We start from the raw sequence: 24305 nt of genomic DNA on the forward strand, positions 1-24305 counted from the left end.
GGCTTGCGCCCTGTCTCAGAACGCTTCTGCGTCCAGCGCCATGACCGTGTCGGCACCCGATTGGATGCGCGCCAGGTGCATGGAAGTGGCCGGCAGGCGTCGTGCCATGTAGTAGCGGCCCGTCGCCAGCTTGGTCTCGTAGAACGCAGCGTCAGCAGCGCCCGCCGCCAGTTGTGACGTCGCGGCTTTTGCCATCTGCGCCCACATCAGGCCAAGGCAGACATGCCCAAAGAGGTGCATGAAATCGTTCGAGCCCGAGAGCGCGTGATTGGGATTCTTCATGCCGTTCTGCATAAAATACATGCCCGCGGCCTGCAGATCCTTTGACGCAGCCTTCAGCGGTTCGATGAAATCCTTCAGAGCCTCGTCGTCGCCATTGTCCTTGCAGAAGGTTTTGACCAGCTCAAAGAACGCCATCACGTGCTTGCCGCCATCCTGGGCCAGCTTGCGGCCCACCAGGTCCAGCGCCTGAACGCCGTTGGCGCCTTCGTAGATCATGGCGATCCGGGCGTCGCGGGTGAACTGGCTCATGCCGTGCTCTTCGATATAGCCGTGGCCGCCGTAGATCTGTTGCGCCTTGACGGTCATGTCATAGCCTTCATCGGTTAGGAAACCCTTGATGACCGGGGTCAGCAGCGACACCAGACCGTCGGCGTCCTTGTCGCTGTTGCGATGGGCTTCGTCGATCATCTTGGCACCCCAGAGGATGAAGGCGCGCGCGCCTTCGACAAACGACTTCTGGTCCATCAGCGACCGGCGGATGTCAGGGTGCACGATCAGCGGATCGGCGGGGCCATCGGGGTTTTCGGCACCGGTCACGGCGCGGCCCTGCAGGCGGTCCTTGGCATAGTCCACCGCGTTCTGATAGGCGACTTCGGCCGCCGACAGCCCTTGCATGCCGACACCCAGACGGGCTTCGTTCATCATGGTGAACATGGCGCGCATGCCCTTGTTCAGCTCACCCAGCAGATAGCCTTCGGCCTCGTCATAGTTCAGCACGCAAGTGGCGTTGCCGTGGATGCCCATCTTTTTCTCGATGTTGCCCACCGACACGCCGTTGCGCGCGCCAATGTTGCCTTCGTCATCGACCAGGAACTTGGGCACGATGAACAGGCTCACGCCCTTGATGCCCTCGGGGCCGCCGGGGACCTTGGCCAGCACCAGATGCACGATGTTGTCGGCCAGATCATGATCGCCCGCCGAGATGAAGATCTTCTGGCCGGAAATCTTGTAGGTGCCGTTGTCCTGCGGTTCCGCCTTGGTGCGCATCAGACCCAGATCGGTGCCGCAATGCGGTTCGGTCAGGTTCATGGTGCCGGTCCACTCGCAGGACACCATGTTGGGCAGCCATTTGTCCTTCTGCGCATCCGTACCATGCGCCAGGATCGCCGCCGCCGCACCATGGGTCAGACCCTGGTACATGGTGAACGCCTGGTTTGACGCCGAAAACATCTCGCCCACGGCGGTGCCCAGCACATAAGGCATGTTCTGCCCGCCATATTGCTCGGGCATGTCGAGCCCGGTCCAGCCGCCCTCTTTCACCTGCTCAAAGGCTTCCTTGAAGCCGGTGGGCGTGTAGACCAGACCGTTTTCCAGTCGACAGCCTTCCTGATCGCCAACAGCGTTCAGCGGGGCCAGCACGTCGCCGGTCAGCTTGCCGGCTTCTTCCAGAACGGCATTGGTGAAATCGGCTTCCATCTCGTCATAGCCGGGGATGTCCAGCGTCGAGACGTTCAACACGTCGTGCAGGACAAACTGGAGGTCTTTTACGGGGGCGGTATAGGTCGGCATCAGTGGTTTCCCTAGTTACTCTGCGGCTTTTTTCTCGGTACCGAACGAGGTGATGATACGCTCACCCCATTTCAGCTGCTCTTTCAGATCGTCGATAGCTTCATTCAGCTCATCGCGCTGTTCTTCCATGTCCTGCAGCCGTGCCTGCGCCACCTCATAGGTGCGCTGCAACTGCGTCGCCTGCTGGTCGCCCATGTCGTATAGATCAAGCAACTGGCGGATTTCCTCGAGGCTGAACCCAAAGCGCTTGCCGCGCAGGATCAGCTTCAGCCGCGCGCGGTCGCGCTTGGTGAACAGGCGCTTCTGACCCTCGCGGATCGGAAACAACAGCTCCTTGGCTTCGTAAAATCGCAAGGTGCGCGGCGTCACGTCGAACGCGTCGCACATCTCGCGGATGGTCATGGTTTCTTCGGTCATCATCATCAACCTCATCGGTGTCGGCTTCTGGACAATTTGGAACTTGCCCCATGGGTTACAATATGGGTTTACGTTGACGTAAGTAAAACGCTACGTCACTTTAAAGTTGACGTAGTGTTTGCCAAGGTAAAGGAGGGTTCGCCAGCATTTGGGCGGTTTTTTGCCGCCGTGACTGAGGGGGATGAGCGGGTTGCTCCGCCTGCCAAGTCCCAACGCGCTGGAATCAGCCCTGTCCCGACGACCTCGGCCAACAGGGGCCGGGGTTAGGAAACTATGCTATACTGTGAACATTGAGGCGCTGATCGGGTCAGTTGGATCAACAACGGAGACCTCCTCATGATTATGCGCATTTTCCAGGTTGTCACGCACCGTGGCAAAGAAGAAGAGTTCAAGAAGTTCTTCTACGAAACCGCTATCCCGATGATGAAAAGGACCCAAGGTCTCGTATCCGTGCTGCCCGGCGCCCCACGCGACGAGACACCGCGCGAGTTCAGTTTTGTCATGGTCTGGGAGGATCTTGACGCCTTGAAGGATTTTGTCGGAGAGGATTACGACAGTCCCCACATAGATCCCGCCGAGGCCGATCTGGTCGAGTTCCGCGCCATCAGACACTATGAGCTGGTCGAAATTTGACACCACGTGGGCCGCAGCAGTTGCTCGGTCTCGCAGGCGGGTCACGCCTGTGTTGCGACAGCAGGATTAGGCCGCCCCGGATTTCTCCAACGATGCCGCCGTTTCATCGCGCAGCGTCTTCAGCTCGTGCATGGCGTCTTCCAGCTGGCGCTTTTGCTCTTCCAGCTCGGCATACTGACGGTCCGCCATGTCGACAAAGGCCTGCATCTGCGCCGCCGTGCCCTCGTGTTCGTAGATCAACAGCCACTGGCGGATGTCTTCCAGCTTGATCCCAAAGGTGCGCCCCCGCATGATCAGCGTCATACGTGCCACCTCGCGCGGGCCAAAGTACCGCGAACGTCCTTCACGGTCCGGCTGCAGCAGCTCGATATACTCATAGTAACGCAACGTTCTCGGCGTCACGTCGAACTTGGCACACATTTCCTTAAAGGTCAGACGCGTCTCGGACATTTGGCATTCTCCCTATGGGCACAAATCTATGCCGCCTTGCAGCGTGGTGCAACCGCCCCCTTGCGGTTGCGGCAAAATGCGGATCATAAAGACCGGACAGGACGACGGAGCAGACCATGACCCCCGGCAAAGTTAAAATGGCAGAACAATTCATCAGCGCGATTCCGCATTGCAAGGCGCTGAACATGAAGCTGACCGAAATCGGTGATGGCTTTGCCGTGATGGAGCTGCCCTATGACCTGCGCATCGTCGGCGATCCGGAAACCGGCGTGCTGCATGGCGGGGCGGTCTCGGCGCTGATGGACACCTGCTGCGGTGCCGCGGCGATGAGCCACCCGGCCTCGCCCGCGACAACCGCCACCATCGACCTGCGCATCGACTACATGCGCGCTGCCACTCCGGGCCAGACCATCCGCACCCGCGCCGAATGCTATCACATCACCCGCTCGGTTGCCTTCGTGCGCGCCACGGCGCTGGATGACGACAGTGAACGCCCCGTCGCCACCGCCGCCGGCGCCTTTACCGTCGGAGGCATCAAATGAGCCGCAAACGCATCGAACCCGTGCAGGTCATCAAGCAACGCCGCGACGGCGCCCTGCATTCCCTGGTGCATGGCGTGCCCTACGTGCAGTTCCTCGGGATCGAGTTTGACCGCCGCGGCGACGAGCTGACCGCGATCATGCCCTTTGACGACAAGCTGATCGGCAATCCCATGCTGCCCGCCCTGCATGGTGGCGCCATTGCCGGGTTTCTCGAAACCACCGCCGTCATCGGCCTTGCCTGGTCGGTGCTGTGGGAAGACATCGAATCCGGCAACGTCGACACCGAAGAACTGGCCGTCGGCCACCTGCCGCGCCTGCCCAAGACCATCGACTTCAACATCGACTACCTGCGCTCGGGCCTGCCGCGCGACGCCTATGCGCGGGCGCGTGTCACCCGCTCGGGCCGCCGCTATGCCAGCGTGCATGTCGAGGCCTGGCAGGACCAGCGCGGCAAGCTCTTTGCCCAGGCCACGGGCCATTTCCTGATGCCGGCCCCGGCTGATGGCTGACACCCCCATCCCCGAGGTCAAACCCGCAACCCATGCCCGGGTGCTCAAGGTTGCCATCCCCATCGTGATCTCCAACGCCACCGTGCCTATTCTCGGCGCGGTCGACACCGGCGTGGTTGGCCAGCTGGGCGAGGCCGCCCCCATCGGCGCGGTGGGCATCGGCGCGATCATCCTCACCGGCCTCTACTGGATGTTCGGCTTTCTGCGCATGGGCACCACCGGGCTCACGTCACAGGCCCACGGGGCAGGGCGCCATGGCGAGGTATCGGCCATGCTGACCCGCGCCCTGATGCTGGGCTTTGCCGGGGCTGCGGTGATCATCGCGCTGCAATACCCGCTGTTCCTCTTGGCCTTTCAGCTGTCCCCCGCCAGCGCCGAGGTCGAAAGCCTCGCCCAAGGGTACATGCAGATCCGCGTCTTTTCGGCCCCCGCCATGATCGGCCTCTACGGCATCACCGGCTGGCTCATCGCCCTGGAACGCACCCGTGCGGTGCTGTTGCTGCAGGTCTGGATGAACGGGCTCAACATCGTGCTCGACCTGTGGTTCGTGCTGGGCCTGGGCTGGGGGGTCGAAGGGGTTGCCTTTGCCACCTTCCTTGCCGAATGGACCGGGCTTGCGCTGGGCCTCTGGCTCTGCCGCGATGCGTTCCAACAGCCCGCATGGCGCGACTGGACCCGTATCTTTGACCGCGCCCGCCTGCGCGAAGTCATGTCGGTCAACGGCGATATCATGCTGCGCAGCTTCATGCTGCAGGCGATCTTCATGTCCTTCCTGTTCCTCGGCGCGCGCTTTGGCGACGTCACCCTGGCCGCCAATCAGGTGCTGATGCAGTTCCTGCACATCACCGCCTATGCGCTGGACGGCTTTGCCTTTGCCGCTGAGGCGCTGGTCGGGCAGGCGCTGGGCGCGCGCGCCCGTGCCAACCTGCGCCGCTCGGCCTGGCTCAGCAGCTTCTGGGGTGGCATCATGGTGGTGCTCCTCGCGCTGATCTTTGCGATTGGAGGCGGCCCCATCATCGACCTGCTTACCACTGCGACCGAGGTCCAGTCCGAGGCCCGCGCCTATCTGCCCTACATGATCGCGGCCCCCTTGGTGGGGGTCGCCAGCTGGATGCTCGACGGCATCTTTATCGGCGCCACCCGCACCCGCGATATGCGCAACATGATGGCGGTGTCCCTGGTGATTTACGTGGTCGCGGTGCTGGTCCTGATTCCCCCCTTTGGCAACCACGGTCTCTGGCTGGCGCTGCTGATCTCATTCGTGGCGCGTGGGGTCACCCTGATGGTGCGCTACCCGGCGCTCGAGCGCGCTGCGGATACGGCTGATTAACACGACCGCGACGGTGGGGTTAACAGCCGGTCAACACGGGACAGAAAACCGAACAGAAGCAGAACAATGTTGTACAAAACTTTTGTACAACTTGGAGAGTCACCCCCAAAAAAGATGTACAACTTGGTTATTTTGGTCGTTTTACAGGATATCCAGCACGGATTCCGGCGGACGGCCAATCGCGGCTTTACCATTTGTAAAGACAATCGGCCGTTCAATCAGTTTCGGGCACTTTGCCATCGCCGCGATCAGCCGGTCGTCGTCATCGGTGCGCGACAACCCCATCTCGCGAAACTCGGCTTCCTGCGCGCGCATCATGTCGATGGCACGCAGGCCCAGCATCTCCAAAGCGTCGCGAATTTCGGCTTCCGAGGGCGCATCGTCGAGGTATTTGCGTATTGCCACGTCGCCCTTTTCTTCAACAATCGCAAGGGTTTGGCGCGACTTTGAGCAGCGCGGATTGTGCCATATGGTGATCACAGCCAGTTCTCCCGTTTGCTGCCAACCGCGTCTGCGACATTGGCAAATCCATCCCGCTCCAACAGGGCATCCAGCCCCCGGATGATCTCTTCCGTCAGCGACAAGCCGCCAAACACCAGCGCCGTATAAAGCTGCACCACCGACGCGCCTGCGCAGATCTTGTCATAGGCATCATCCGCCGTGCCGATCCCACCGACTCCGACCAGTGGAATCTTGCCATCCACCAGCTTTGACATCTTTGCCAAAACCCGCGTGGATTTGGTGAAAAGCGGCGCGCCGGACAACCCGCCCATTTCATTTTTATGCTTTGAAGACAACGCCTTGCGGTCCAGAGTGGTGTTGGTCGTGATGACCGCATCCAGCCCTGATTCCAGCGCCACTTCGGCGATTTCTTCCAGTTCCGCGTCGCTCAAATCCGGGGCGATTTTCAGGAAAACCGGCACCCTGCGCTCCAACCCATCCCGTGTCTGCATCACCCCCGCCAACAGCGCCGACAGCGCCGCCTTACCCTGCAGGTCCCGCAGCTTTTCGGTGTTCGGGGACGACACGTTCACCGTCGCAAAATCCAGGTATTTTCCACAGCATTTCAATACCTTAGCGAAATCTCCCGCGCGGTCTTCGCTGTCCTTGTTGGCCCCGAGGTTCAGCCCGATCACCGCATCCTTGGGCCGTTTCGCCAGCCGCGCGGCAATCGCCTCCATGCCTTCATTGTTGAACCCAAACCGGTTGATCGCCGCGTGATCTTCGGTCAGTCGAAACAGCCGTGGCTTTGGGTTGCCCGGCTGCGGCCTCGGTGTGGCTGCGCCGACCTCAAAGAACCCGAAGCCAGCCTTGGATAGACCGTCTAAGGCATTGGCATTCTTATCAAATCCCGCCGCGAGGCCAACCGGGTTGGCCAGCTCCATTCCGGCAAAGGTTGTCTTCAACCGAGGGGACGTGAGGCGTCCGGGGGCAGGGGCCACGCCCATCTGCAACGCCTTGATCGCCCAGCCATGTGCCGCCTCGGGGTCCATGCCCCGCAGCGCCTTCATGCCCAAAGTTTCCAGCAGTTTCATATGCCCAACCCCGCCGGAAAATCATGTTTGCCGTCCACCAGCGGTAAAGGCTGCGCCCAGGCCACGTCCTGTAGACGTAATGCCCTGTAAAGATGGGGGAAAAGCGCCCCGCCCCGGGACGGTTCCCAGACCAGTTTGTCGCCCAGATCGTCCGCCTCAAGCCCCAGAAGGAACAGGTTGTCCGCGCCTGCGAAATGCTTGGCCGCCGTCTCAGCCACCTGTTCCGCGGTCGAAAAATGCACGTAGCCGTCCGCCACATCAATCGGCGCGCCAGCGGTCTCGCCCTTGGCGCGCAACTCGGCCCATTCATCGGCCCGGAAAATCTTGAAAATCAGCATGTTCTTCATGTGCAACGCCGCGCCCCCGACGTCAAGCAACAGAAGTTTTGACTCGGCGGTCAAATCGGAGTCACCATACCCTCATAACAAGATCAAAATCAGGGGAGTTCCAATGATTCACCGTTTCATGACCGGTGTCGCCACGCTCGCGCTCAGCGCCGGGGCCGCGATGGCCGACTATTCGCTAACTATCTTACATACAAACGATTTTCACGCCCGCTTTGAGCCGATCAGCAAGTATGATTCCGGCTGTTCCGCCGACAGCAACGCCGAAGGCAAGTGCTTTGGCGGCTCAGCGCGGCTTGTCACTGCAGTGGCCGAAGCGCGCGCCCGGTCGAACAATTCGATCCTGGTGGATGGCGGCGATCAGTTCCAGGGCACGCTGTTTTACACCTATTACAAGGGCAAAGCCGCAGCCGAGATGATGAACAAACTGGGCTATGACGGCATGACCGTCGGCAACCACGAGTTCGACGACGGCCCCGAAGTGCTGCGCGGTTTCATGGATGCGGTAACCTTTCCGGTACTGATGTCCAACGCAGACGTCAGCAAAGAAGAGCTGCTGGCCGACACCTTGATGAAATCCACCGTGATCGAACGTGGCGGTGAAAAGATCGGCCTTATTGGCCTGACCCCGGAAGACACCGATGAGCTTGCCAGCCCCGGTCCCAACGTCACCTTCTCAGACCCGGTTGCCGCCGTACAGGGCGAGGTCGACAAGCTGACGGAGATGGGCGTGAACAAGATCATCGTGCTCAGCCACTCAGGCTATGGTGTTGACCAGCACGTCGCCGCCAACACCACCGGCGTTGACGTGATCGTAGGCGGGCATAGTAACACTTATCTTTCAAACACTTCGGATCGGGCCAAGGGCCCGTATCCAACCATGGTCGGCAACACCGCCATCGTTCAGGCCTATGCCTATGGCAAGTTTCTGGGTGAGTTGAACGTGACTTTCAACGACGCCGGTGAAATCACCGAAGCCAAGGGCGAGCCGATCATCATGGACGCCGCCGTGGCCGAGGATGCCGATACCAAGGCGCGCATCACCGAACTGGCCGGGCCGCTTGAGGAAATCCGCCAGCAGGTCGTGGCCTCGGCCGATGCGGCGATCGAAGGCGATCGTGCGGTCTGCCGCGTGCAAGAGTGCGCCATGGGCAACCTTGTGGCGGACGCCATGCTGGACCGCGTGGCCGACCAGGGCGTGACCATCGCAATTGCCAACTCGGGCGGATTGCGCGCGTCGATTGACGCAGGCGACGTGACCATGGGTGAAGTGCTGACCGTGCTGCCGTTCCAGAACACCCTGTCGACCTTCCAGGTCTCCGGACAGACCGTGATCGACGCACTGGAGAATGGCGTCAGCCAGGTGGAAGAAGTCAAAGGCCGCTTCCCACAGGTGGCGGGTCTGAAATTCACCTGGGACAGCTCAGTCGCGCCGAACGAAGGTCGTGTGATGGACGTCATGGTGATGAAGGACGGCGCCTGGGCGCCTATCGATCCGGCGGCCACCTATACGCTGGTGTCGAACAACTATGTGCGCGGCGGAGGGGACGGATACAAGATGTTCCGCAGCGCCGAAAACGCCTATGACTACGGTCCGGACCTTGCTGATGTGACCGCCGAGTACATGGCCAAAAACGCACCCTATGCGCCCTATACCGACGGGCGTATCACCAAGAAATAAGGGGTCTCTTGACCTTTTGTGCCTCCGCCGGGAAACTGGCGGAGGTTTTCTTTTGGAGCGCCTATGGACCATCCGTTGATCGACCTTATCACCCAGAAAATCCGCGAGGCGGAGGAAGAAGGGGCCTTTGACAACCTCGAAGGCGCGGGCAAGCCTTTGCCCAAGGTGGACGACCCGGAAAACGCATTGATCAACCGGTTGATCCGGGAAAACGGTGCGGTGCCCGAGTTCGTCTCGCTCAGCCGCGAGTTGGCCCGACTGCGCGAGGAACTGCGCGAGACCGGAGATCGCACGCGCCGCCAAGACATCCTGAAAGAGATGTCGATGATGGAAGCCAGAATAGACCTCGCCCGCAAAACCTATCGTTAGAGATCGAGCTCTGGCCAAAGATCTTTGTCGAGGTGGCGGATAAAGCCCTGCATATGCTCTTCCATCGCGCGCCAGCCGCCGACGGACTTTTGGTGAACACCTTCGCGCACTTGGGTGACGGACGCGGTGCGCACCTGCGCCTTGTTCTTTTGCGGTGCCATCATCTCGGGCACCCATTCAAGCTCGCAAAACGCGGCCATGGATTTGCTGGCCTGTTCGATGTCACCCACGACGTCCTTGTAGTTGATTGTCATGAACTGATCACCGAACTCAGCCGTCCAGTGATTGATGTAGCGGCGATAACGGTTGGCGCTCAACGCCATGTGCCGCATGTCATTGGTGAACCGCATCCAGTCTGCTTTGAATTGTTGACGCCACATCGACAGCGCAACTTCGCGGGGATCCCGTTCGAGGTTGATAATCTTTGCCCCCGGGATGCCATGGAGCATCATACCTAATAGGCGATAGTTGGCAGGCATCTTGTCTGCGATCGCGTCAGCGTCCACAGCGTGTTTGGGCAGTCGAGAGTAAAACACATCTTCAAACGACTTTGCGTCGAATGGATCACCATTTTTGCAGGTTAGGCGCCAGGCATCGCGAACTGCAGAAAGCTCACCACAACTAACGACATTCGGGTGTGTGGAAAGGACCATTTCGGTCAATGTTGTGCCGGAGCGGGGTTGCCCAAGTATAAAGATGGGCTTTGGTCGCCCCGTGCCAACCTGTCTGATGATTGCAGGGCCTGGGGGTGTCTGCTCCAAGATTTGATTGAACTGTTGTTCTTCATCTTCTGGATGATGCACGTAGAGGTGAGCAAGGCCTTTGTTGGCTTTTTCGAAGTATCGCCCTGCCACTTTGAAGTTCTTTTCATCAAAGTAGAGGTTCCCTAACGTAAGACAAAGCAGGCACCACCGATTTGTTCCTTTTGCATGGTTCTTCAAGGAAAGCTCAGCGGCCTCGATCAATGAGGGCCGTTCGTCTTTATTGGCGATGCTTGCGAGCTTTATGACGGCTGTGTCGAGGTTGGGTTGTAGGTCCCGCACGCGTGATAGAGTTTCCTTGGCCTCTTGAACTTTGCCGAGGGCAAGAAGAATATCGACGTGATCCATCAGGATGGTAGGGTTGTCAGGGTCAGAGGATAGTGGATCTTTCAGAAGTGCCTCGGCTTCTTCTGATCGAAACGTATCTAGATACAGCCCAATCAACCGTTGCCTTGCTACATGATGTGATGGTTCCTCTCCTACAACCGAAAGAAAATCAGCTTCGGCGAGGCTGTTCTCTTCGCGTTTGGCATATGCGTCCCCCCGCATTATCAGAAGTTGGACCCGGAACTCTTTGGCCGTGTTAAGCCCTCTCGTGGTGTGGGCTATGATTTGTTCAGTTTGCCCAGTCAGTTCAGCGCTAAACGCCAGAAGGTGACAGAGTTTTGAAGGCTCTTGGCGCTTGGCGAGAAGCTTTTCCCCAAGCTCCGCAGCCTTTTGATGGTAGCCAGCAACGATGTAGGCATGCACCAGGTTGTTTTGGTACTCTTCGTGATTGGGTTCAAACTGAACTGCCATGCGAAAGTACTGAAGCGCAGCGCGACCTTGGTCGGCATTTGCCAATGCGGTGCCCGCGACATTTGCCAAATGCGCCGTGTTTGGGAATTTCTTTAGTGCGCGTTTGGCGAGCTTGGCGGCTGCGTTGAACTGTCCTGCCTGCAACTGTTCTGCGAGTTTTTGGCTGATCTGCTCAGGTGTCATGTTCATTGTCTAACTCCTTGCGCGCCTTCAGATGGGGCTGAGAAAACTATTGAGCTCATTCTGGTCTAGGTTCACGTTTGCGCCCGTGTCTCACAATGAGGTGGCTTTTTCCAGTGCAAAACAAAGCTGTTGTAGAGGTATGGCGCAAGTGCTCATTCAGAGTTTCGGATGGCCGAGGAAACCGAAGAGCATCTGCAACAAGACCTTTCGACTTTTGCGCCGGGCCAATGTTAGGCTGCAATGATGTGTGGAAGATTTGCAATCACCTTACCCAATGACGCGATGGCGCAGTTGTTTGCAGCGGCGCCTGCGAATGATTTGCCGGATGTTCCGAACTATAATGTCTGCCCGACGACGCAGGTGCACGTGGTGCGGGGTGGTGATGTGGGACGGCAGTTGGTTTCGATGCGCTGGGGGTTTTTGCCGCATTGGTACAAGGCCACTGACGGCGGGCCGCTTTTGATAAATGCCCGCGCAGAAACCATTGCGGAAAAGCCGGCGTTTCGCGCGGCCTGCCGTCAGCGGCGGTGCCTGATTCCGGTGACCGGATTTTACGAATGGACCAAGGACGAAGAGGGCACCCGCTGGCCGTGGTACATACACGCGGACGCGCCTTTGGCGTTGGCGGGGATCTGGCAAAGCTGGGAAGGCGAAGAGACGCCTTTTGACACCTGCGCGATTGTCACAACCGGTGCGAATGGGACGATGTCAGCCATACATCATCGTATGCCCGTTGTGATTAGCCACGAGGATTGGGGCCTGTGGCTGGGGGAAAAGGGGCATGGGGCGGCAACCCTGATGCAGGCCGCGCCGGATGATCTGTTGCGGTTTCATCAGGTAGATCGCGCGGTCAATTCCAACCGGGCACATGGTCCGGAGTTGATAGAACCGATTGATCCAACCTGAAATGCAGGCTCTCTGTCACCTCTCGCAGAGTTGCACCCAGGTGTTGGAAATCCGACGCTGCCACACAGAAGTAAAGGATTTCTGAAGGGCCCGTGATGGGGCTCATCACGAAAATGCGCTGGCTTTTTGCTGCCAATCAGGCAGAACAGCCTCAAGGACACCGGAGGCACACATGTCTGAACGCAAAACTCGCATCTTTCTGAATGGCTTTGGCCGCATCGGGCGGGCGTTGCTACGCATTCTCGAAACCGGGGGGTATCCGGACATTGAAATCGTGGGAATCAATGATATCGAGCCGGTGGAGACCTGTGCCTATCTGTTTGAATACGATAGTGTTTTCGGCACCTACAAGGGGGTTGTCGAGACCGCAGATCAGGCCCTGATTATCGACGGGCATCGCATCCCGTTTCACGGGGTGTCTGACCTGCGCGATCTGGATCTGGCGCATGTTGATGTGGTGTTGGAATGTACTGGCATGGCCGGTGCGCGGGCTGTTGCGGAACGCGGGCTGGACGCCGGGGCGGGCGCGGTGCTGATTTCGGGCCCCTCGGATGAGGCGGATATCACGCTGGTGATGGGCGCGAACGAGGATCAGCTGGGCGATCACCGCATCGTTTCGAACGCCTCATGCACCACCAACGCCCTGGCGCCTTTGTTGAAGATTCTCGATGCCGAATACGGGTTGATCAGTGGCCATATGACCACGGTGCATTGCTATACCGGCAGTCAGCCCACGGTGGACAAGCCGCGCGGGGATCTGGCCCGGTCAAGGGCTGCGGCCCTATCGATGGTGCCGACCACCACAAGTGCCGGGCGCCTTATAGATAAGGTTCTTCCGGACCTGGCGGGGCGGGTTCTGGCGCGGGCAATCCGGGTGCCGACGGCCAGTGTGTCCGCGATTGATCTGACCATTCAGACTGATCGCGAGACCACCTTGGAGGGGGTGCGCGCGCTGTTGAAAGACGAGGCAGACAAGGCGCATCTGATTGGTTGGACGGAAAAGCCACTGGTGTCGACGGACCTGCGCATGCGGCCCGAGTCGCTGATCCTGTCCGGGCCGGAAACGTCGGTTTCGGTGGGCGGGTTGCTCAGGGTCTTTGGTTGGTACGACAATGAGTGGGGATTTTCCTGCCGGATGCTGGACATGGCGCGGCTGTTGGGAGACCGAGGGCGACTCGAAAGTTAACGGCCCTTTTTGACCGGAAATAGCGATCTGTATCACGTCGGTACAACGTCGGTATTACGTCGGTGTTTTGAACCAACAGCGCCGCCGTGGTGCCTCGGGTTAACGCGGCGCACGCAGTGTCAGAGCGGCCAGAAGACCAGAATCGCAGGGACTGAGACCGCTACTACGATGATCTCCAATGGCAGGCCTATGCGCCAATAATCGCCAAAGCGATAGCCGCCGGGGCCAAGGATCAGGGTGTTGTTCTTGTGCCCGATGGGGGTGAGGAAGGCAGATGAGGCTGCCACGGCCACTGCCATCAGGAAAGGATCGGGCGAAACCTCGAGCGCATTGGCCATCTGGATGCCGACAGGGGCGGCGACGATTGTGGTGGCGGTGTTGTTCAGCACGTCCGAAAGGCTCATGGTCACGATCATCAGCACGGTCAGAACCGCCCATGCGGGCATGCCTGCTGTGAGGCCGACAAGGGAATCCGCGATCAGTTTGGTGCCGCCCGCGTCCTCAAGCGCCGCGCCAAGCGGGATCATCGACCCCAAGAGCACCACAACCGGCCATTCAATGTGATCGTAGAGTTCCGAGAGGGGCATGATCTTGGTCAGCACATAGGCGACAACCACGATGCCAAGCGCCACGGGCAGGTAGATCAGACCGAGCGACGCGGCAAGGACAGCCGCACCAAAGAGGCCGATGGCCGTCCAGACCTTAGTGCTATCGGTGACCACGTAGCCCTTGTCCGCCAGTGGCAGGCACCCGAGCCAGTCGTTGACGTCTGCACCACGGTTTTTGGGCACGAGCAGCAAAAGGATATCGCCCGCCTTGACCTCGGTCCGGCGGATGTGGCTGGTGATGCGGCGGCCCTCGCGGGAGATGCCCATGAGAACGGACCCCTGGCGCCATGCGAGGCCAAGCGCCTGCGCGGTCTTGCCCGCGATACGGGCGGTTTCGGGCACGACGACTTCGATCATGTCGAGACCTTCACCTGCCGCCTTGAGATGTTCTTCGCGCTTTTCGTCGGAGAAGTTGAGGTTGAGGGCGGTGCGAAACTCGTCGAGCGCGTCCGGCGTGGCCTCGATGATCAGGGCGTCTGCGGATTGAAGTTTGACATTGCGGGCACCACCATAGCGGCGTTTGCCGTCGCGGATCAGGCCAATCAGGGCGACGTCGGCTTCGTCGGCTTCTTCCTGCAGTTCTGCAAGGCGCAGGCCGATGAGCTTGCTTTCGGCGGGGACCGTCAGCTCTGCGATGTAGCTGTCGAGGTCGGACACCTTTTTGCCTGCATCCTCGCGGGCCGGGATCAGACGCCAGCCAATGAGCGCAACAAAGATCAGCCCGGCAATGGCGGTGATGCCACCGACGGGGGCAAAGTCGAACATCTTGTAGGGTTCGCCCACGGCCTCGCCCCGGATGGCGGCGATGATGATGTTGGGCGGCGTACCGATCAGCGTGGCCATACCGCCGAGGATGGTGGCGAAACTGAGCGGCATAAGCGAAAGGGCAGGCGAGCGCCCCGCCTTGCGCGCGGTCTGGATGTCGACGGGCATCAAGAGGGCAAGGGCTGCGACATTGTTCATGAACGCCGAAAGCACCGCGCCGATTCCGCCCATGAGGGCGATATGGCTGCCGAGGCCACGGGCTGAGTCGACCAATGTGCGGGTGATCAAAAAGACCGCGCCAGAGCGCATGAGGCCCGCCGAGACGACCAGAACCAGCGCCACAACAATGGTGGCGGGGTGGCCGAAGCCTGCGAAGGCGTCCTTGGTCTCCACCACGCCGAGAACGACGCCGAGCATCAGGGCGGAAAAGGCCACGAGGTCATAGCGAAAACGCCCCCAAAGCAGGAGAACGAAAACACCACCAAAGAGGGAAAACAGGATGATCTGATCAGTCGTCATGACTGCAGGTTAGCGGGGTTGGCATTTCCTGCAAGGGCGGATTGATCAGGGATGCTAAATTGGGGTCGGGCAGACAGAACAAATACTTGGCGGATCGCTTGCGATCCGTTTCGCGCCCGACCACGCCCCCCAGGGCGGGCGCGAAATGATCCTGACCTATCAAAGTGTTGCAGCAACTGGGGCTGCATGAACCGGGTAGTTTGTCTTTCTGCGCCCACCCTCGTGGCCGGGCGCGAAACTCAGTTAAGGGAGAATGACACCCGAATTCAGGGGGCAAGTGAAAGCGATCGTTGGGCGGGCGCGTTCCAGTCAACTATGGGGCCTGCCGGGACGATCCCAAGCGGGTTGCGCAGCTCGGAGGGCGAGAAGTAGCCCTGTTTGTAGATCTCAGGCCGCACGGTCGTGGCTACGCCGGGCAAGGCGTAAAGCGCGCGGGCATAGTCCCAGAGATGTGGATAGTCCGAGAGTTTGCGGATGTTGCATTTGAAGGCGTAGTGATAGGCAACATCGAACCGCGCGAGGGTCGGGAAAAGACGCAGGTCCGCCTCGGTCACGTGATCTCCGACCAGCGCCGGAGACGTGGCAAGGTGGGCGTCGATCTTGTCGAGGGTGGCAAAAAGGGTTGTGACCGCCTCGTCATAGGCCTCTTGCGTGCGGGCGAACCCGGCGCGGTAGACACCGTTGTTGACGGTTGGGTAGATCAGCGCATTCCAGCGCTCGATGTCTTCGAGTTTGTCCGGGGGACAGAGGCGCTGGGCGGGGTCAAAGGCCTGACCCAGCATGCGCAGGATGTCAGCGCTTTCGTTCGAGACGATGGACCGCGTTTCCCGATCCCAGAGCACGGGGACCGTGATGCGCCCTGTGTAGGCGGGGCTATGGCGGGCGTAGACCTCGTGCAGGGAAAGCGCGCCCAGTTCCGTGTCGGCAAAGTCGCCGGACGCGTCAAAGACCCACCCCTGAGGTGTGCGGCGGGGCAGGGCATAGGTGACGGTGATGGCGTCCTGCAGGCCGAGAGCAGCGCGGGCCAGAAGCGCCCGGTGCGCCCAGGGGCAATTCCACGCGGCATAGAGATGGTAGCGACCCGGTTCGGGCCGGTAGGAGCCTTTGGGCGTGATCCAATTGCGGATGGTGCTGGCGGCGCGTTCATAACGGCCTGCGGCGTCAGTTTGCGGGGCCGGGTCGTCGACCTGATAGACCCCTTCGACCATCACACCCATGAGCGTCTCCTCTGTCCTGAAGGTAGCGCATTGCGGCGCGGGCAACAGCCCAGGGCGCGCAGAACACCTGTGCAGCTGTGCGCAAATCGCCTGCAACCCTTGCCCTCGCCCCGGTCTCTGCCCTATAGAACTGCCGAAATCCGCAACGATCAGGACGAACGGAGACGACATGGCCGGCCACAGTAAATGGGCAAATATTCAACACCGCAAGGGGCGTCAGGATGCAGCGCGCTCAAAGCTGTTCTCGAAGCTTTCCAAAGAGATCACGGTTGCGGCCAAGATGGGCGACCCCGATCCAGAAAAAAACCCACGCCTGCGTCTGGCGGTGAAAGAAGCCAAGTCGCAGTCGGTACCCAAGGACGTGATCGACCGCGCCATCAAGAAATCGACCGCTGGCGAAGGCGACGATTACGAAGAAATCCGCTACGAAGGTTATGGACCGAACGGCGTGGCCGTGATTGTCGAAACGATGACCGACAACCGCAACCGGACCGCGTCAACCGTGCGCTCGACGTTCTCCAAGAACGGCGGCAACCTGGGCGAGACCGGTTCGGTCGGCTTCATGTTCGAGCGCAAGGGCGAGGTCAGCTATCCTGCAAGTGCCGGTGACGCGGACACGATCTTTGAGGCCGCGATCGAGGCGGGTGCGGAAGATGTGGAAAGCTCGGAAGATGGGCACATCATCTGGTGTGAAGACAGCGATCTGAACGAGGTTTCCAACGCATTGGAAGCGGTTCTGGGCGAGTCGGAGTCGACCAAGCTGGTGTGGAAACCAACCACCACAACCGAGTTGGATCTTGAAGGCATGCAAAAGCTGATGAAGCTGATCGACGCGCTGGAAGATGACGACGACATCCAGCGGGTGACGGCAAACTTTGAAGCCTCGGACGAGGTGATGGAGCAGCTTTAAGACGCGCTTGATCTGTTTGCCGACGTTAAGACCGGTGCCCTAACAGGCACCGGTTTTTTTGTGTGATGGAGCAACAACGCTTATCGGGCAGGGTGTTTCGACTGGCACTTGACAATGCTTTCTAAAATCGAGATATTTCGATATATGGACTTGGAAAAACAAATCTCGGCCCTGAACAACCCTGTGCGGCGCGACATTCTTGAATGGCTCAAGGATCGTTCAAACTTTCCTCCTGCGCTCCCTGAGCATGCAGACCTGGAAGGTGTGTGCGTGGGATACATCCAGGAAAAGACGGGTCTGTCCCAGTCCACGGTGTCCAATTACATGGGTTTGTTGAAACAGGCCGGGTTTGTCGTGTCAGAACGCCACGGGCAATGGACCTTTTATCGGCGCGACGAAGACAGGATTCGGGCCTTTCTGGCCGCTTTTAGGGACCTGATGTTGTAGCGGGAGTGCATGGCGGGCCCCGTGTTTGTGGCTTTGCCTTGCGGTATATCGAAATATTGCGATGGAGGGATGAATGAGCGTTACGAAAATGTCGGCCGCTGAAGTGTTGGGGCAACCGCTGGATCTGCCCTGCGGCGGACAACTGAAGAATCGTCTTGTCAAATCGGCCATGTCGGACAGCCTTGGCGACGGCGAAGGCAATCCGACAGCAGAGCAGGCGCGGCTCTATGAGCGCTGGGCCATGGGCGGTGTTGCGCTGAGCGTGATAGGCGAGGTGCAGACCAGTCCCGACTATCCCGAAAAGCCGGGCAACCTGGTGCTTGCGCCCGGGGTGGACATGGCGGCGCTAAAGACGCTTGCCTTGCGCGGGGCAGCTGACGGCGCGCATCTTTGGCCGCAGCTGGGTCATGCTGGTGCCTTGGCGTATGACGGAATCAGTCGCCCCAAAGGGCCATCGCCGTTGAATGTGCCGGGGCTTGTTAGCGAGGCCCTGTCGCTGGGTGAAATCCGCGCCTTGCCTGGGGCCTTTGCCCGGTCAGCAGGGATAGCGCGAGAGGCCGGGTTTGGTGGCGTCTTGCTGCATGCCGGGCATGGGTTCCTGTTCAGCCAGTTTCTTTCGCCGCTTTTCAACCACCGTACAGATGCCTATGGCGGGTCTGTGGCAAACCGGTTTCGTATCGTCGCAGAGGTGATCAGTGCGGTTCGTGACGCAGTTGGCCGCAGCTTTCCTGTGGGCATTCGGATCAATGCGACGGATCAATTGGTCGGAGGGCTGACGCAGGCAGATGCCTTGGAGGTTGTTGACCTTCTCGATCAGACCTCGATTGACCTGATCGACATCAGCGGTGGCACCTACTTTCCCGGGGCGGCCTCGAGCTCGGAAGGGCGTGGCACGGGGCCGTATTTCGTCGAGTTTTCCCGCGCGGCAAAGGCGCGTACATCAATTCCGATCATGGTGACCGGTGGTTTCAAAACAAGGACCGAGGCTGCAGAGGCTGTGAGAACGGGCGCAGCGGATGCTGTCGGGGTGGCGCGGGCGATGGTTCTGAACCCATCCCTTGCGGATGATTGGCTGCGCCAAACTGGGGGCGATCCGGTGTTTCCGGGTTTTGAAACGCCGCCCAAGGGGGGGATCACGGCGTGGTACTCAATGCGGATGACGGCCTTGGGGCAGGATGCCGAAGAGGGCTTTGATCTTGGTTTGCCCGAAGCCCTGCAGGCCTATGACACAAGAGATGCCATGCGAAGCCTCCGGTGGAAGAAACGGTTCAACCTCTAGGCAGGCAACGCTCTGCCGCGCGGCGCACTGCGCGGGTCAGGGGGATCAATGCCTCGCCCAGCAGGCGCGAAGACTGCCAGTAGAGCGGTGTGTCATAGGTTGCGTCGGGCAAGAGCGGGGTGAGGCGACCCGCCTCGATATGGTCCTTGACCAGGAGTTCGGGATTCATGCCCCAGCCAAGCCCCAAAAGGCAGGCTTCGACAAAGCCTTGGGACGAGGGCAGGCGATGACTCGGGGGGGTGAGTTTGCAGCCAAAATTGGCCTCCATCCAGCGTGATTGAAGGTAATCCTTGCGATCAAACCGCAGCATGGGCGCGGTTGCCAAAGCCTCGGCGGTGACCCCGTCCGGGAAGTGTTTAGTGAAAAAGGCCGGGCTGGCGGTGGCGACATAGCGCAAGGGGCCGAGAGTGTGGCAATCGCAGCCCGAGACAGCGCGGTCATGGCTGGTGACAGCGGCGACAACCTCGCCCCGGCGCAACCAGTCGGCAGAGTATTCCTGATCGTCGACGATCAGATCGTATTGAAGGCCCTCGACCGAGGCGAGCGCGGACAGGAACCATGTGGCGAGGCTATCGGCGTTGACAGCGATCCGCACAGGCGCGCCCCGCGGGGGCACAAAGGCCTCAAAATCGGCAGCAAGGTTCGTTTCAAGCAGGGCAATGTTCGCCGAATGCGCCGCAAGGCGTCGTCCGGCATCGGTGCCGGTGCAGGGGTGGCCGCGGTGCACCAACAAGGCGCCAACCCGGTCTTCGAGAGCTTTCAAACGTTGAGAGATGGCCGATTGAGTGACGCCGATTTCAAACGCGGCAGCCTCAAAACTGCCCGTATGCAGGATGGCGGCAAGCGCCTGTAGTTGACCGTAATCCAGTTTCATTAGCAGCCCTAATGATATGAGAGATGATTTAATTTGAATAATGCTGCGGGGCTGCGTAGGCAAGGGCAACACCAATGGAGGCGCGGATGTTTGAGGCAGCAGGTGCAGGTTTTTTTCTGGGGTTCTCTCTGATCATGGCGATCGGGGCGCAGAATGCCTTTGTTCTGCGTCAGGGATTGCGCGGCGAGTATGTTCTGCCGTTGGTTCTGACCTGCGCCATTTCGGATGCTGTGCTGATCGCCGCTGGGGTCATGGGGTTCGGCGTCCTGGTCGAGGCCTATCCCAGGGCCGTGGATTTGGCGCGTTGGGGCGGGGCGGCGTTTCTGCTGGTCTACGGTGCGATGAGCTTCCGTGCCGCCATGCGGGGCGGCGAGGCTTTGGATGCAAACGGGCGCAAGGTCGGGTCGCTCAAGGCGGCGGTGGCAACCTGTCTGCTTCTGACCTGGGCCAATCCGCATGTGTATTTGGATACTGTTGTGCTCTTGGGGGGGATTTCGTCGCAATATGCACTGCCCTGGGCCTTTGGGCTTGGTGCGATCGTTGCAAGTTTCGTGTTCTTTTTCTCGTTGGGCTTTGGTGCGAGGCTGCTCAGGCCGATGTTCACAAGTGCGCGCGCCTGGCAGGTTCTGGACGTGGTTGTGGGGCTGACCATGTGGGCGATTGCCGCGAAACTGGTTTTGGGCTGAAGGTAGGTCGGACAAATTTGTCCGACCTACGGGCACCAGTTTTTGGGGCGATGTGGCCGCAGAGGCCGATGATGTCGAACCCCCGTTGCCGATAACTTGTTAACCACCTCGACAAGGCCAGGTGAAAGGGTGTTAATGCCCCAATGACTGTAGGTGAGACATACCGCCCCCTGGTCGGGGTTTTCTGGATGCTGGTGACCGGCGCCTGTTTTGTGGCGGTGAATGCCCTGGTCAAGTTTCTGGGTGGACGTATTCCCGCCGCCGAAGCGGCCTTTTTACGCTATATCCTTGGTATTGTCTTTTTGCTGCCCATGATCCGACCAATCCTGAACGCGCGCCTGAGCAAACGCCAGCTGGGGCTGTTTTCGCTGCGCGGTCTCGTGCACACCTTGGGGGTGGTCTGCTGGTTCTATGCCATGAGCCAGATCCCCTTGGCCGAGGTTACGGCGATGGGGTATTTGACGCCGGTCTATGTGACCATCGGGGCTGCTCTGTTTCTGGGAGAGACCCTGGCCGTACGGCGCATTCTGGCGGTTGTGATCGCGCTGGTGGGGGTGGTGATTATCTTGCGGCCGGGGTTTCGCGAGCTTAGTCCGGGGCATGTGGCCATGTTGTTCACGGCGCTGTTCTTTTCCGTGGGATACCTGACCGCCAAGAAGTTGACCGATGAGGTCAGCCCGGTTGTCGTGGTGGGGATGTTGTCGATTACGGTGACGATCGGCCTTGCGCCTTTGGCTTTAGCGGTTTGGGTCATGCCGACGTTCTGGGAGTTGTGTATCCTGTTTGCCGTGGCCTGCTTTGCCACTGCCGGGCATTACACGATGACTTTGGCCTTTGCCGCTGCCCCGGTCACGGTCACCCAACCGGTAACCTTTCTGCAACTGGTTTGGGCCGTGCTGTTGGGCTGGGCCGTGTTTGGAGAGAGCGTGGATATCTGGGTGATGCTTGGCGGGCTTTTGATCATCAGTGCCATCAGCTTTATCACCTGGCGTGAAGCGGTCCTGAAGCGACGCCAGCTCACGCCAAATGTAAACGCCACAAAAGGTTAGGCTCAGGCTTCGTTTTCCAGAAGCAGACGGGCAACGCGACGGGCTTCGGAGCGCGCGGTGGCGGCATCGAGAGGACCCGTCGACTGCGCCGCCTCGACCCAGACGCCATCCATATAGCTTTGCAGCGCTTCGCGGACTGTATCACGGCGTGACGGTCTGACCAGTTCGCGCAATTCGGCCGAGAAATTCGACGTCACTCGCGCCCGGTTGATGTTCTGGAGGCGGGCGAGCGAGGGCACATAGGGCGCATTGCCCCAGAATTGCACCCAAAGCGAGCACATCTCGGTAGTGAAAATCCGGTCGTCAAAGTTGGCGTCGAGCAGGGCCATCAGCCGGTCTTGCGGCGTCGAGATGCCCTGCATGCGTTCGAGCACGGCGGTCTTCAGCCGCGACAGAAGCCGACGCATCGTCGCTTCGAGCAGTTTTTCCTTGGATCCGAAATAGTAGTTGATGCTGGCCGCGGTCGAGCCTGCCTCGTGGGCAATTTCGGTCATGGTGACCATGGCATAGCCGTGTTTGTGGACCGCCGTGATGGTGGCCTCGATCAGCTCGTCATGCCGGATGTCGCGAATACGCCGTCTGCTCATGCGGGCATTGTCGCAACTGGCTTTCGGCGCTGCAACACGAAAGTCATAGGTAAAAAAATTGTATGAGCATTTAGGAAATTGATTTTCGATCTGAAAAATCTGTGCTAGCGAGGTTTGTCACCGCTTCAAGGCGCGCTGCAAAACGCCGCTTTGGGCAACGCCCACCCGCCCGCCCCGTCGCCCAAAGCGACGTTGTAGATCAACCCGGTGGCGCAGGTCGGCAAACAGGCGGGCCAAGCGCCCATTTGGCTTCGGGCAGGGAGTAGTGCCATGAACGCGGATTATGTGATTGTCGGGGCAGGGAGTGCCGGATGCGCCATGGCCTATCGTCTGGCGCAGGCCGGAAAGCGTGTTCTGGTCATCGAGCATGGCGGCACCGACGCCGGGCCGTTTATCCAGATGCCAGCAGCGCTGAGTTATCCAATGAACATGTCGATGTATGACTGGGGATACAAAACCCTGCCGGAACCGCACCTGGACAACCGAAGGCTGGTCTGTCCACGTGGCAAGGTGATTGGCGGGTCGTCCTCGATCAACGGTATGGTGTACGTGCGTGGCCATGCGGGAGACTATGACCACTGGGAGGACAGTGGTGCTGCCGGGTGGGGCTATGCCGACGTGTTGCCCTATTTCAAACGGCAGGAGCACTGGCACGACAGCGGCCAGGGTGGGGACCCGGACTGGCGCGGCAAGGATGGTCCACTTCATGTCAGCCGTGGCCCGCGCACCAACCCGCTGCATGCGGCCTTTGTCGAGGCCGGGCGGCAGGCTGGGTATCCGGTGACGTCTGACTACAACGGGCAGCAGCAAGAGGGTTTCGGCCCGATGGACATGACCGTTTACAAAGGGCAGCGCTGGTCGGCGGCCAATGCCTATCTGAAACCGGCTCTGAAACGTGAGAACTGCGAACTGATCCGGGCCTTTGCGCGCAAGGTGGTTATTGAAGGGGGCCGCGCGGTTGGCGTCGAAGTCGAGCGCGGTGGCAAGATCGAGGTGATCCGTGCCAATGCAGAAGTGATCCTGGCGGCCAGCTCGCTGAACTCACCCAAGCTGTTGATGCTGTCCGGGATTGGTCCGGCGGCGCATCTGGCCGAACATGGGATCGAGGTCATCGCGGACCGTCCGGGCGTGGGGCAGAACCTGCAGGACCATCTTGAGGTTTACGTGCAATATGCCTGCAAGAAACCGATAACGCTCTACAAGTATTGGAACCTGATCGGCAAAGGATTGATCGGCGCGCAGTGGCTGTTCACCAAGACCGGCCTTGGGGCCTCGAACCAATTCGAGAGCGCAGGGTTCATACGTTCGCGTGCCGGGATCAAATACCCGGATATCCAGTACCACTTCTTGCCGATCGCCGTGCGTTATGACGGGCAGGCCTCGGCCGAGGGGCACGGGTTTCAGGCTCATACCGGCCCGATGCGCGCCGAATCGCGCGGGGAGGTGACGCTTGCGTCCTCGGACCCCAGGGCTGCGCCGAACATCTTCTTCAACTACATGTCCGAAGAGCAGGACTGGATCGATTTCCGCCAATGCCTGCGGCTCACGCGTGAGATTTTTGAGCAGGACGCCATGAAGCCTTTTGTCAAACACGAGATCCAGCCGGGCAATGCGTTGCAGACCGACGATGAGCTGGACAGCTTCATCCGCGAGCACGCCGAGAGCGCCTATCACCCCTGTGGAACCTGCCGTCTGGGGGCCGTGGATGACCCCAAAAGCGTTGTGGACCCGGAATGCCGGGTCATCGGCGTTGACAATCTGCGCGTCGCCGACAGCTCGATTTTTCCGCGTATCACCAATGGCAATCTGAATGGGCCATCGATCATGACCGGTGAAAAGGCCAGCGATCATATCCTTGGGCGCGGCATGCTGGCACCGGCGAACGATGAGCCCTGGTTCAACCCGAACTGGGAAACCTCTCAGCGGTAA

Annotated in this window: 25 protein-coding genes; 14 read left to right on the forward strand and 11 right to left on the reverse strand. The window is 59.9% G+C overall.

Going from position 1 to position 24305, the window contains the following annotated elements; all coding sequences use genetic code 11:
* Positions 1–15: 15 nt before the first annotated feature.
* Together EK369_RS14705 and EK369_RS14710 are read right to left on the reverse strand one after the other, a co-directional pair.
* On the reverse strand, positions 16–1791 hold the full coding sequence (locus EK369_RS14705; RefSeq protein ID WP_127115032.1) for an acyl-CoA dehydrogenase C-terminal domain-containing protein: 1776 nt from the start codon (positions 1789–1791) through the stop codon (positions 16–18).
* Between the two features lie 15 nt (positions 1792–1806).
* Positions 1807–2208 (reverse strand): MerR family transcriptional regulator, encoded by a 402-nt coding sequence (locus EK369_RS14710; protein ID WP_127115033.1) that lies wholly within the window; start codon positions 2206–2208, stop codon positions 1807–1809.
* 336 nt (positions 2209–2544) lie between these two features.
* On the opposite strand from EK369_RS14710, the gene EK369_RS14715 reads away from it, so the two are divergent.
* On the forward strand, positions 2545–2841 hold the full coding sequence (locus EK369_RS14715; RefSeq protein ID WP_127115034.1) for an antibiotic biosynthesis monooxygenase family protein: 297 nt from the start codon (positions 2545–2547) through the stop codon (positions 2839–2841).
* Between the two features lie 66 nt (positions 2842–2907).
* On the opposite strand, the gene EK369_RS14720 is transcribed toward EK369_RS14715, so the two are convergent.
* Positions 2908–3291, reverse strand: coding sequence for a MerR family transcriptional regulator (locus tag EK369_RS14720; protein ID WP_127115035.1), 384 nt, complete (start codon positions 3289–3291; stop codon positions 2908–2910).
* A 116-nt stretch (positions 3292–3407) separates the two neighbouring features.
* On the opposite strand from EK369_RS14720, the gene EK369_RS14725 reads away from it, so the two are divergent.
* The 3 genes from EK369_RS14725 to EK369_RS14735 are packed head-to-tail and all read left to right on the forward strand — an operon-like array spanning position 3408 to position 5672.
* Entirely contained in the window at positions 3408–3833 is a 426-nt protein-coding gene (locus EK369_RS14725; protein ID WP_127115036.1) for a PaaI family thioesterase, read from the forward strand.
* Entirely contained in the window at positions 3830–4342 is a 513-nt protein-coding gene (locus tag EK369_RS14730; protein WP_127115037.1) for a PaaI family thioesterase, read from the forward strand. Before EK369_RS14725 ends, EK369_RS14730 begins: the two co-directional genes overlap by 4 nt.
* Positions 4335–5672: an MATE family efflux transporter gene (locus tag EK369_RS14735; RefSeq protein WP_127115038.1), complete on the forward strand. Its 1338-nt coding sequence runs from the start codon at positions 4335–4337 to the stop codon at positions 5670–5672. The genes EK369_RS14730 and EK369_RS14735 overlap by 8 nt, the downstream gene beginning before the upstream one ends.
* A gap of 141 nt (positions 5673–5813) precedes the next feature.
* Here EK369_RS14735 and arsC read toward each other — a convergent pair whose 3' ends face one another.
* From arsC to EK369_RS14750, 3 genes are read right to left on the reverse strand one after another with little or no spacing between them, the layout of a single operon-like run.
* On the reverse strand, positions 5814–6152 hold the full coding sequence (arsC, locus tag EK369_RS14740; protein ID WP_206198099.1) for an arsenate reductase (glutaredoxin): 339 nt from the start codon (positions 6150–6152) through the stop codon (positions 5814–5816).
* Positions 6149–7207, reverse strand: coding sequence for a quinone-dependent dihydroorotate dehydrogenase (locus EK369_RS14745; RefSeq protein WP_127115040.1), 1059 nt, complete (start codon positions 7205–7207; stop codon positions 6149–6151). Before EK369_RS14745 ends, arsC begins: the two co-directional genes overlap by 4 nt.
* Entirely contained in the window at positions 7204–7545 is a 342-nt protein-coding gene (locus EK369_RS14750) for a DUF952 domain-containing protein (RefSeq protein ID WP_127115041.1), read from the reverse strand. The genes EK369_RS14745 and EK369_RS14750 overlap by 4 nt, the downstream gene beginning before the upstream one ends.
* Before the next feature lie 112 nt (positions 7546–7657).
* On the opposite strand from EK369_RS14750, the gene EK369_RS14755 reads away from it, so the two are divergent.
* Positions 7658–9232 carry a bifunctional metallophosphatase/5'-nucleotidase gene (locus EK369_RS14755; protein WP_127115042.1) on the forward strand — a complete coding sequence of 525 codons (1575 nt, stop codon included), beginning with the start codon at positions 7658–7660 and terminating at the stop codon, positions 9230–9232.
* A 63-nt stretch (positions 9233–9295) separates the two neighbouring features.
* On the forward strand, positions 9296–9601 hold the full coding sequence (locus tag EK369_RS14760) for a DnaJ family domain-containing protein (RefSeq protein ID WP_127115043.1): 306 nt from the start codon (positions 9296–9298) through the stop codon (positions 9599–9601).
* On the opposite strand, the gene EK369_RS14765 is transcribed toward EK369_RS14760, so the two are convergent.
* Positions 9598–11349, reverse strand: a complete 1752-nt coding sequence (locus EK369_RS14765) for a tetratricopeptide repeat-containing sulfotransferase family protein (RefSeq protein ID WP_127115044.1) — start codon at positions 11347–11349, stop codon at positions 9598–9600. The two genes, EK369_RS14760 and EK369_RS14765, sit on opposite strands and share 4 nt — an antisense overlap.
* Before the next feature lie 237 nt (positions 11350–11586).
* Between EK369_RS14765 and EK369_RS14770 the strand changes: the two genes are divergently transcribed.
* Positions 11587–12249 (forward strand): SOS response-associated peptidase, encoded by a 663-nt coding sequence (locus EK369_RS14770; protein ID WP_127115045.1) that lies wholly within the window; start codon positions 11587–11589, stop codon positions 12247–12249.
* 172 nt (positions 12250–12421) lie between these two features.
* Positions 12422–13435, forward strand: a complete 1014-nt coding sequence (locus EK369_RS14775; protein ID WP_127115046.1) for a type I glyceraldehyde-3-phosphate dehydrogenase — start codon at positions 12422–12424, stop codon at positions 13433–13435.
* Between the two features lie 119 nt (positions 13436–13554).
* Here the strand turns inward: EK369_RS14775 and EK369_RS14780 are convergent, their stop codons facing one another.
* Both EK369_RS14780 and EK369_RS14785 read right to left on the reverse strand, forming a co-directional pair.
* Positions 13555–15327, reverse strand: a complete 1773-nt coding sequence (locus EK369_RS14780; RefSeq protein ID WP_127115047.1) for an SLC13 family permease — start codon at positions 15325–15327, stop codon at positions 13555–13557.
* Between the two features lie 266 nt (positions 15328–15593).
* Positions 15594–16544 (reverse strand): glutathione S-transferase family protein, encoded by a 951-nt coding sequence (locus EK369_RS14785; RefSeq protein WP_127115048.1) that lies wholly within the window; start codon positions 16542–16544, stop codon positions 15594–15596.
* A gap of 169 nt (positions 16545–16713) precedes the next feature.
* Between EK369_RS14785 and EK369_RS14790 the strand changes: the two genes are divergently transcribed.
* The 3 genes from EK369_RS14790 to EK369_RS14800 all read left to right on the forward strand — a co-directional run bounded on the left by EK369_RS14790 (position 16714) and on the right by EK369_RS14800 (position 19180).
* Entirely contained in the window at positions 16714–17454 is a 741-nt protein-coding gene (locus EK369_RS14790) for a YebC/PmpR family DNA-binding transcriptional regulator (RefSeq protein WP_127115049.1), read from the forward strand.
* A 144-nt stretch (positions 17455–17598) separates the two neighbouring features.
* Entirely contained in the window at positions 17599–17901 is a 303-nt protein-coding gene (locus EK369_RS14795; protein WP_127115050.1) for an ArsR/SmtB family transcription factor, read from the forward strand.
* Positions 17902–17974: 73 nt separating this feature from the next.
* The gene (locus EK369_RS14800) at positions 17975–19180 is read left to right on the forward strand and encodes an oxidoreductase (protein ID WP_235871435.1); all 1206 of its coding nucleotides are present in this window, start codon (positions 17975–17977) and stop codon (positions 19178–19180) included.
* Here the strand turns inward: EK369_RS14800 and EK369_RS14805 are convergent.
* Positions 19170–20054, reverse strand: coding sequence for a LysR family transcriptional regulator ArgP (locus EK369_RS14805; RefSeq protein WP_127115051.1), 885 nt, complete (start codon positions 20052–20054; stop codon positions 19170–19172). The genes EK369_RS14800 and EK369_RS14805 overlap by 11 nt on opposite strands.
* Before the next feature lie 86 nt (positions 20055–20140).
* On the opposite strand from EK369_RS14805, the gene EK369_RS14810 reads away from it, so the two are divergent.
* Positions 20141–20740, forward strand: a complete 600-nt coding sequence (locus tag EK369_RS14810; protein WP_127115052.1) for a LysE/ArgO family amino acid transporter — start codon at positions 20141–20143, stop codon at positions 20738–20740.
* Positions 20741–20883: 143 nt separating this feature from the next.
* Complete coding sequence (locus tag EK369_RS14815; protein ID WP_127115053.1) at positions 20884–21789, forward strand: DMT family transporter; 906 nt, start codon at positions 20884–20886, stop codon at positions 21787–21789.
* 2 nt (positions 21790–21791) lie between these two features.
* Here the strand turns inward: EK369_RS14815 and betI are convergent, their stop codons facing one another.
* Positions 21792–22376, reverse strand: a complete 585-nt coding sequence (gene betI, locus EK369_RS14820; RefSeq protein WP_127115054.1) for a choline-binding transcriptional repressor BetI — start codon at positions 22374–22376, stop codon at positions 21792–21794.
* Positions 22377–22646: 270 nt separating this feature from the next.
* On the opposite strand from betI, the gene betA reads away from it, so the two are divergent.
* Entirely contained in the window at positions 22647–24305 is a 1659-nt protein-coding gene (betA, locus tag EK369_RS14825) for a choline dehydrogenase (RefSeq protein WP_127115055.1), read from the forward strand.

The sequence above is a fragment of the Shimia sediminis genome (assembly GCF_003990645.1).
GTDB lineage: Bacteria > Pseudomonadota > Alphaproteobacteria > Rhodobacterales > Rhodobacteraceae > Shimia > Shimia sediminis.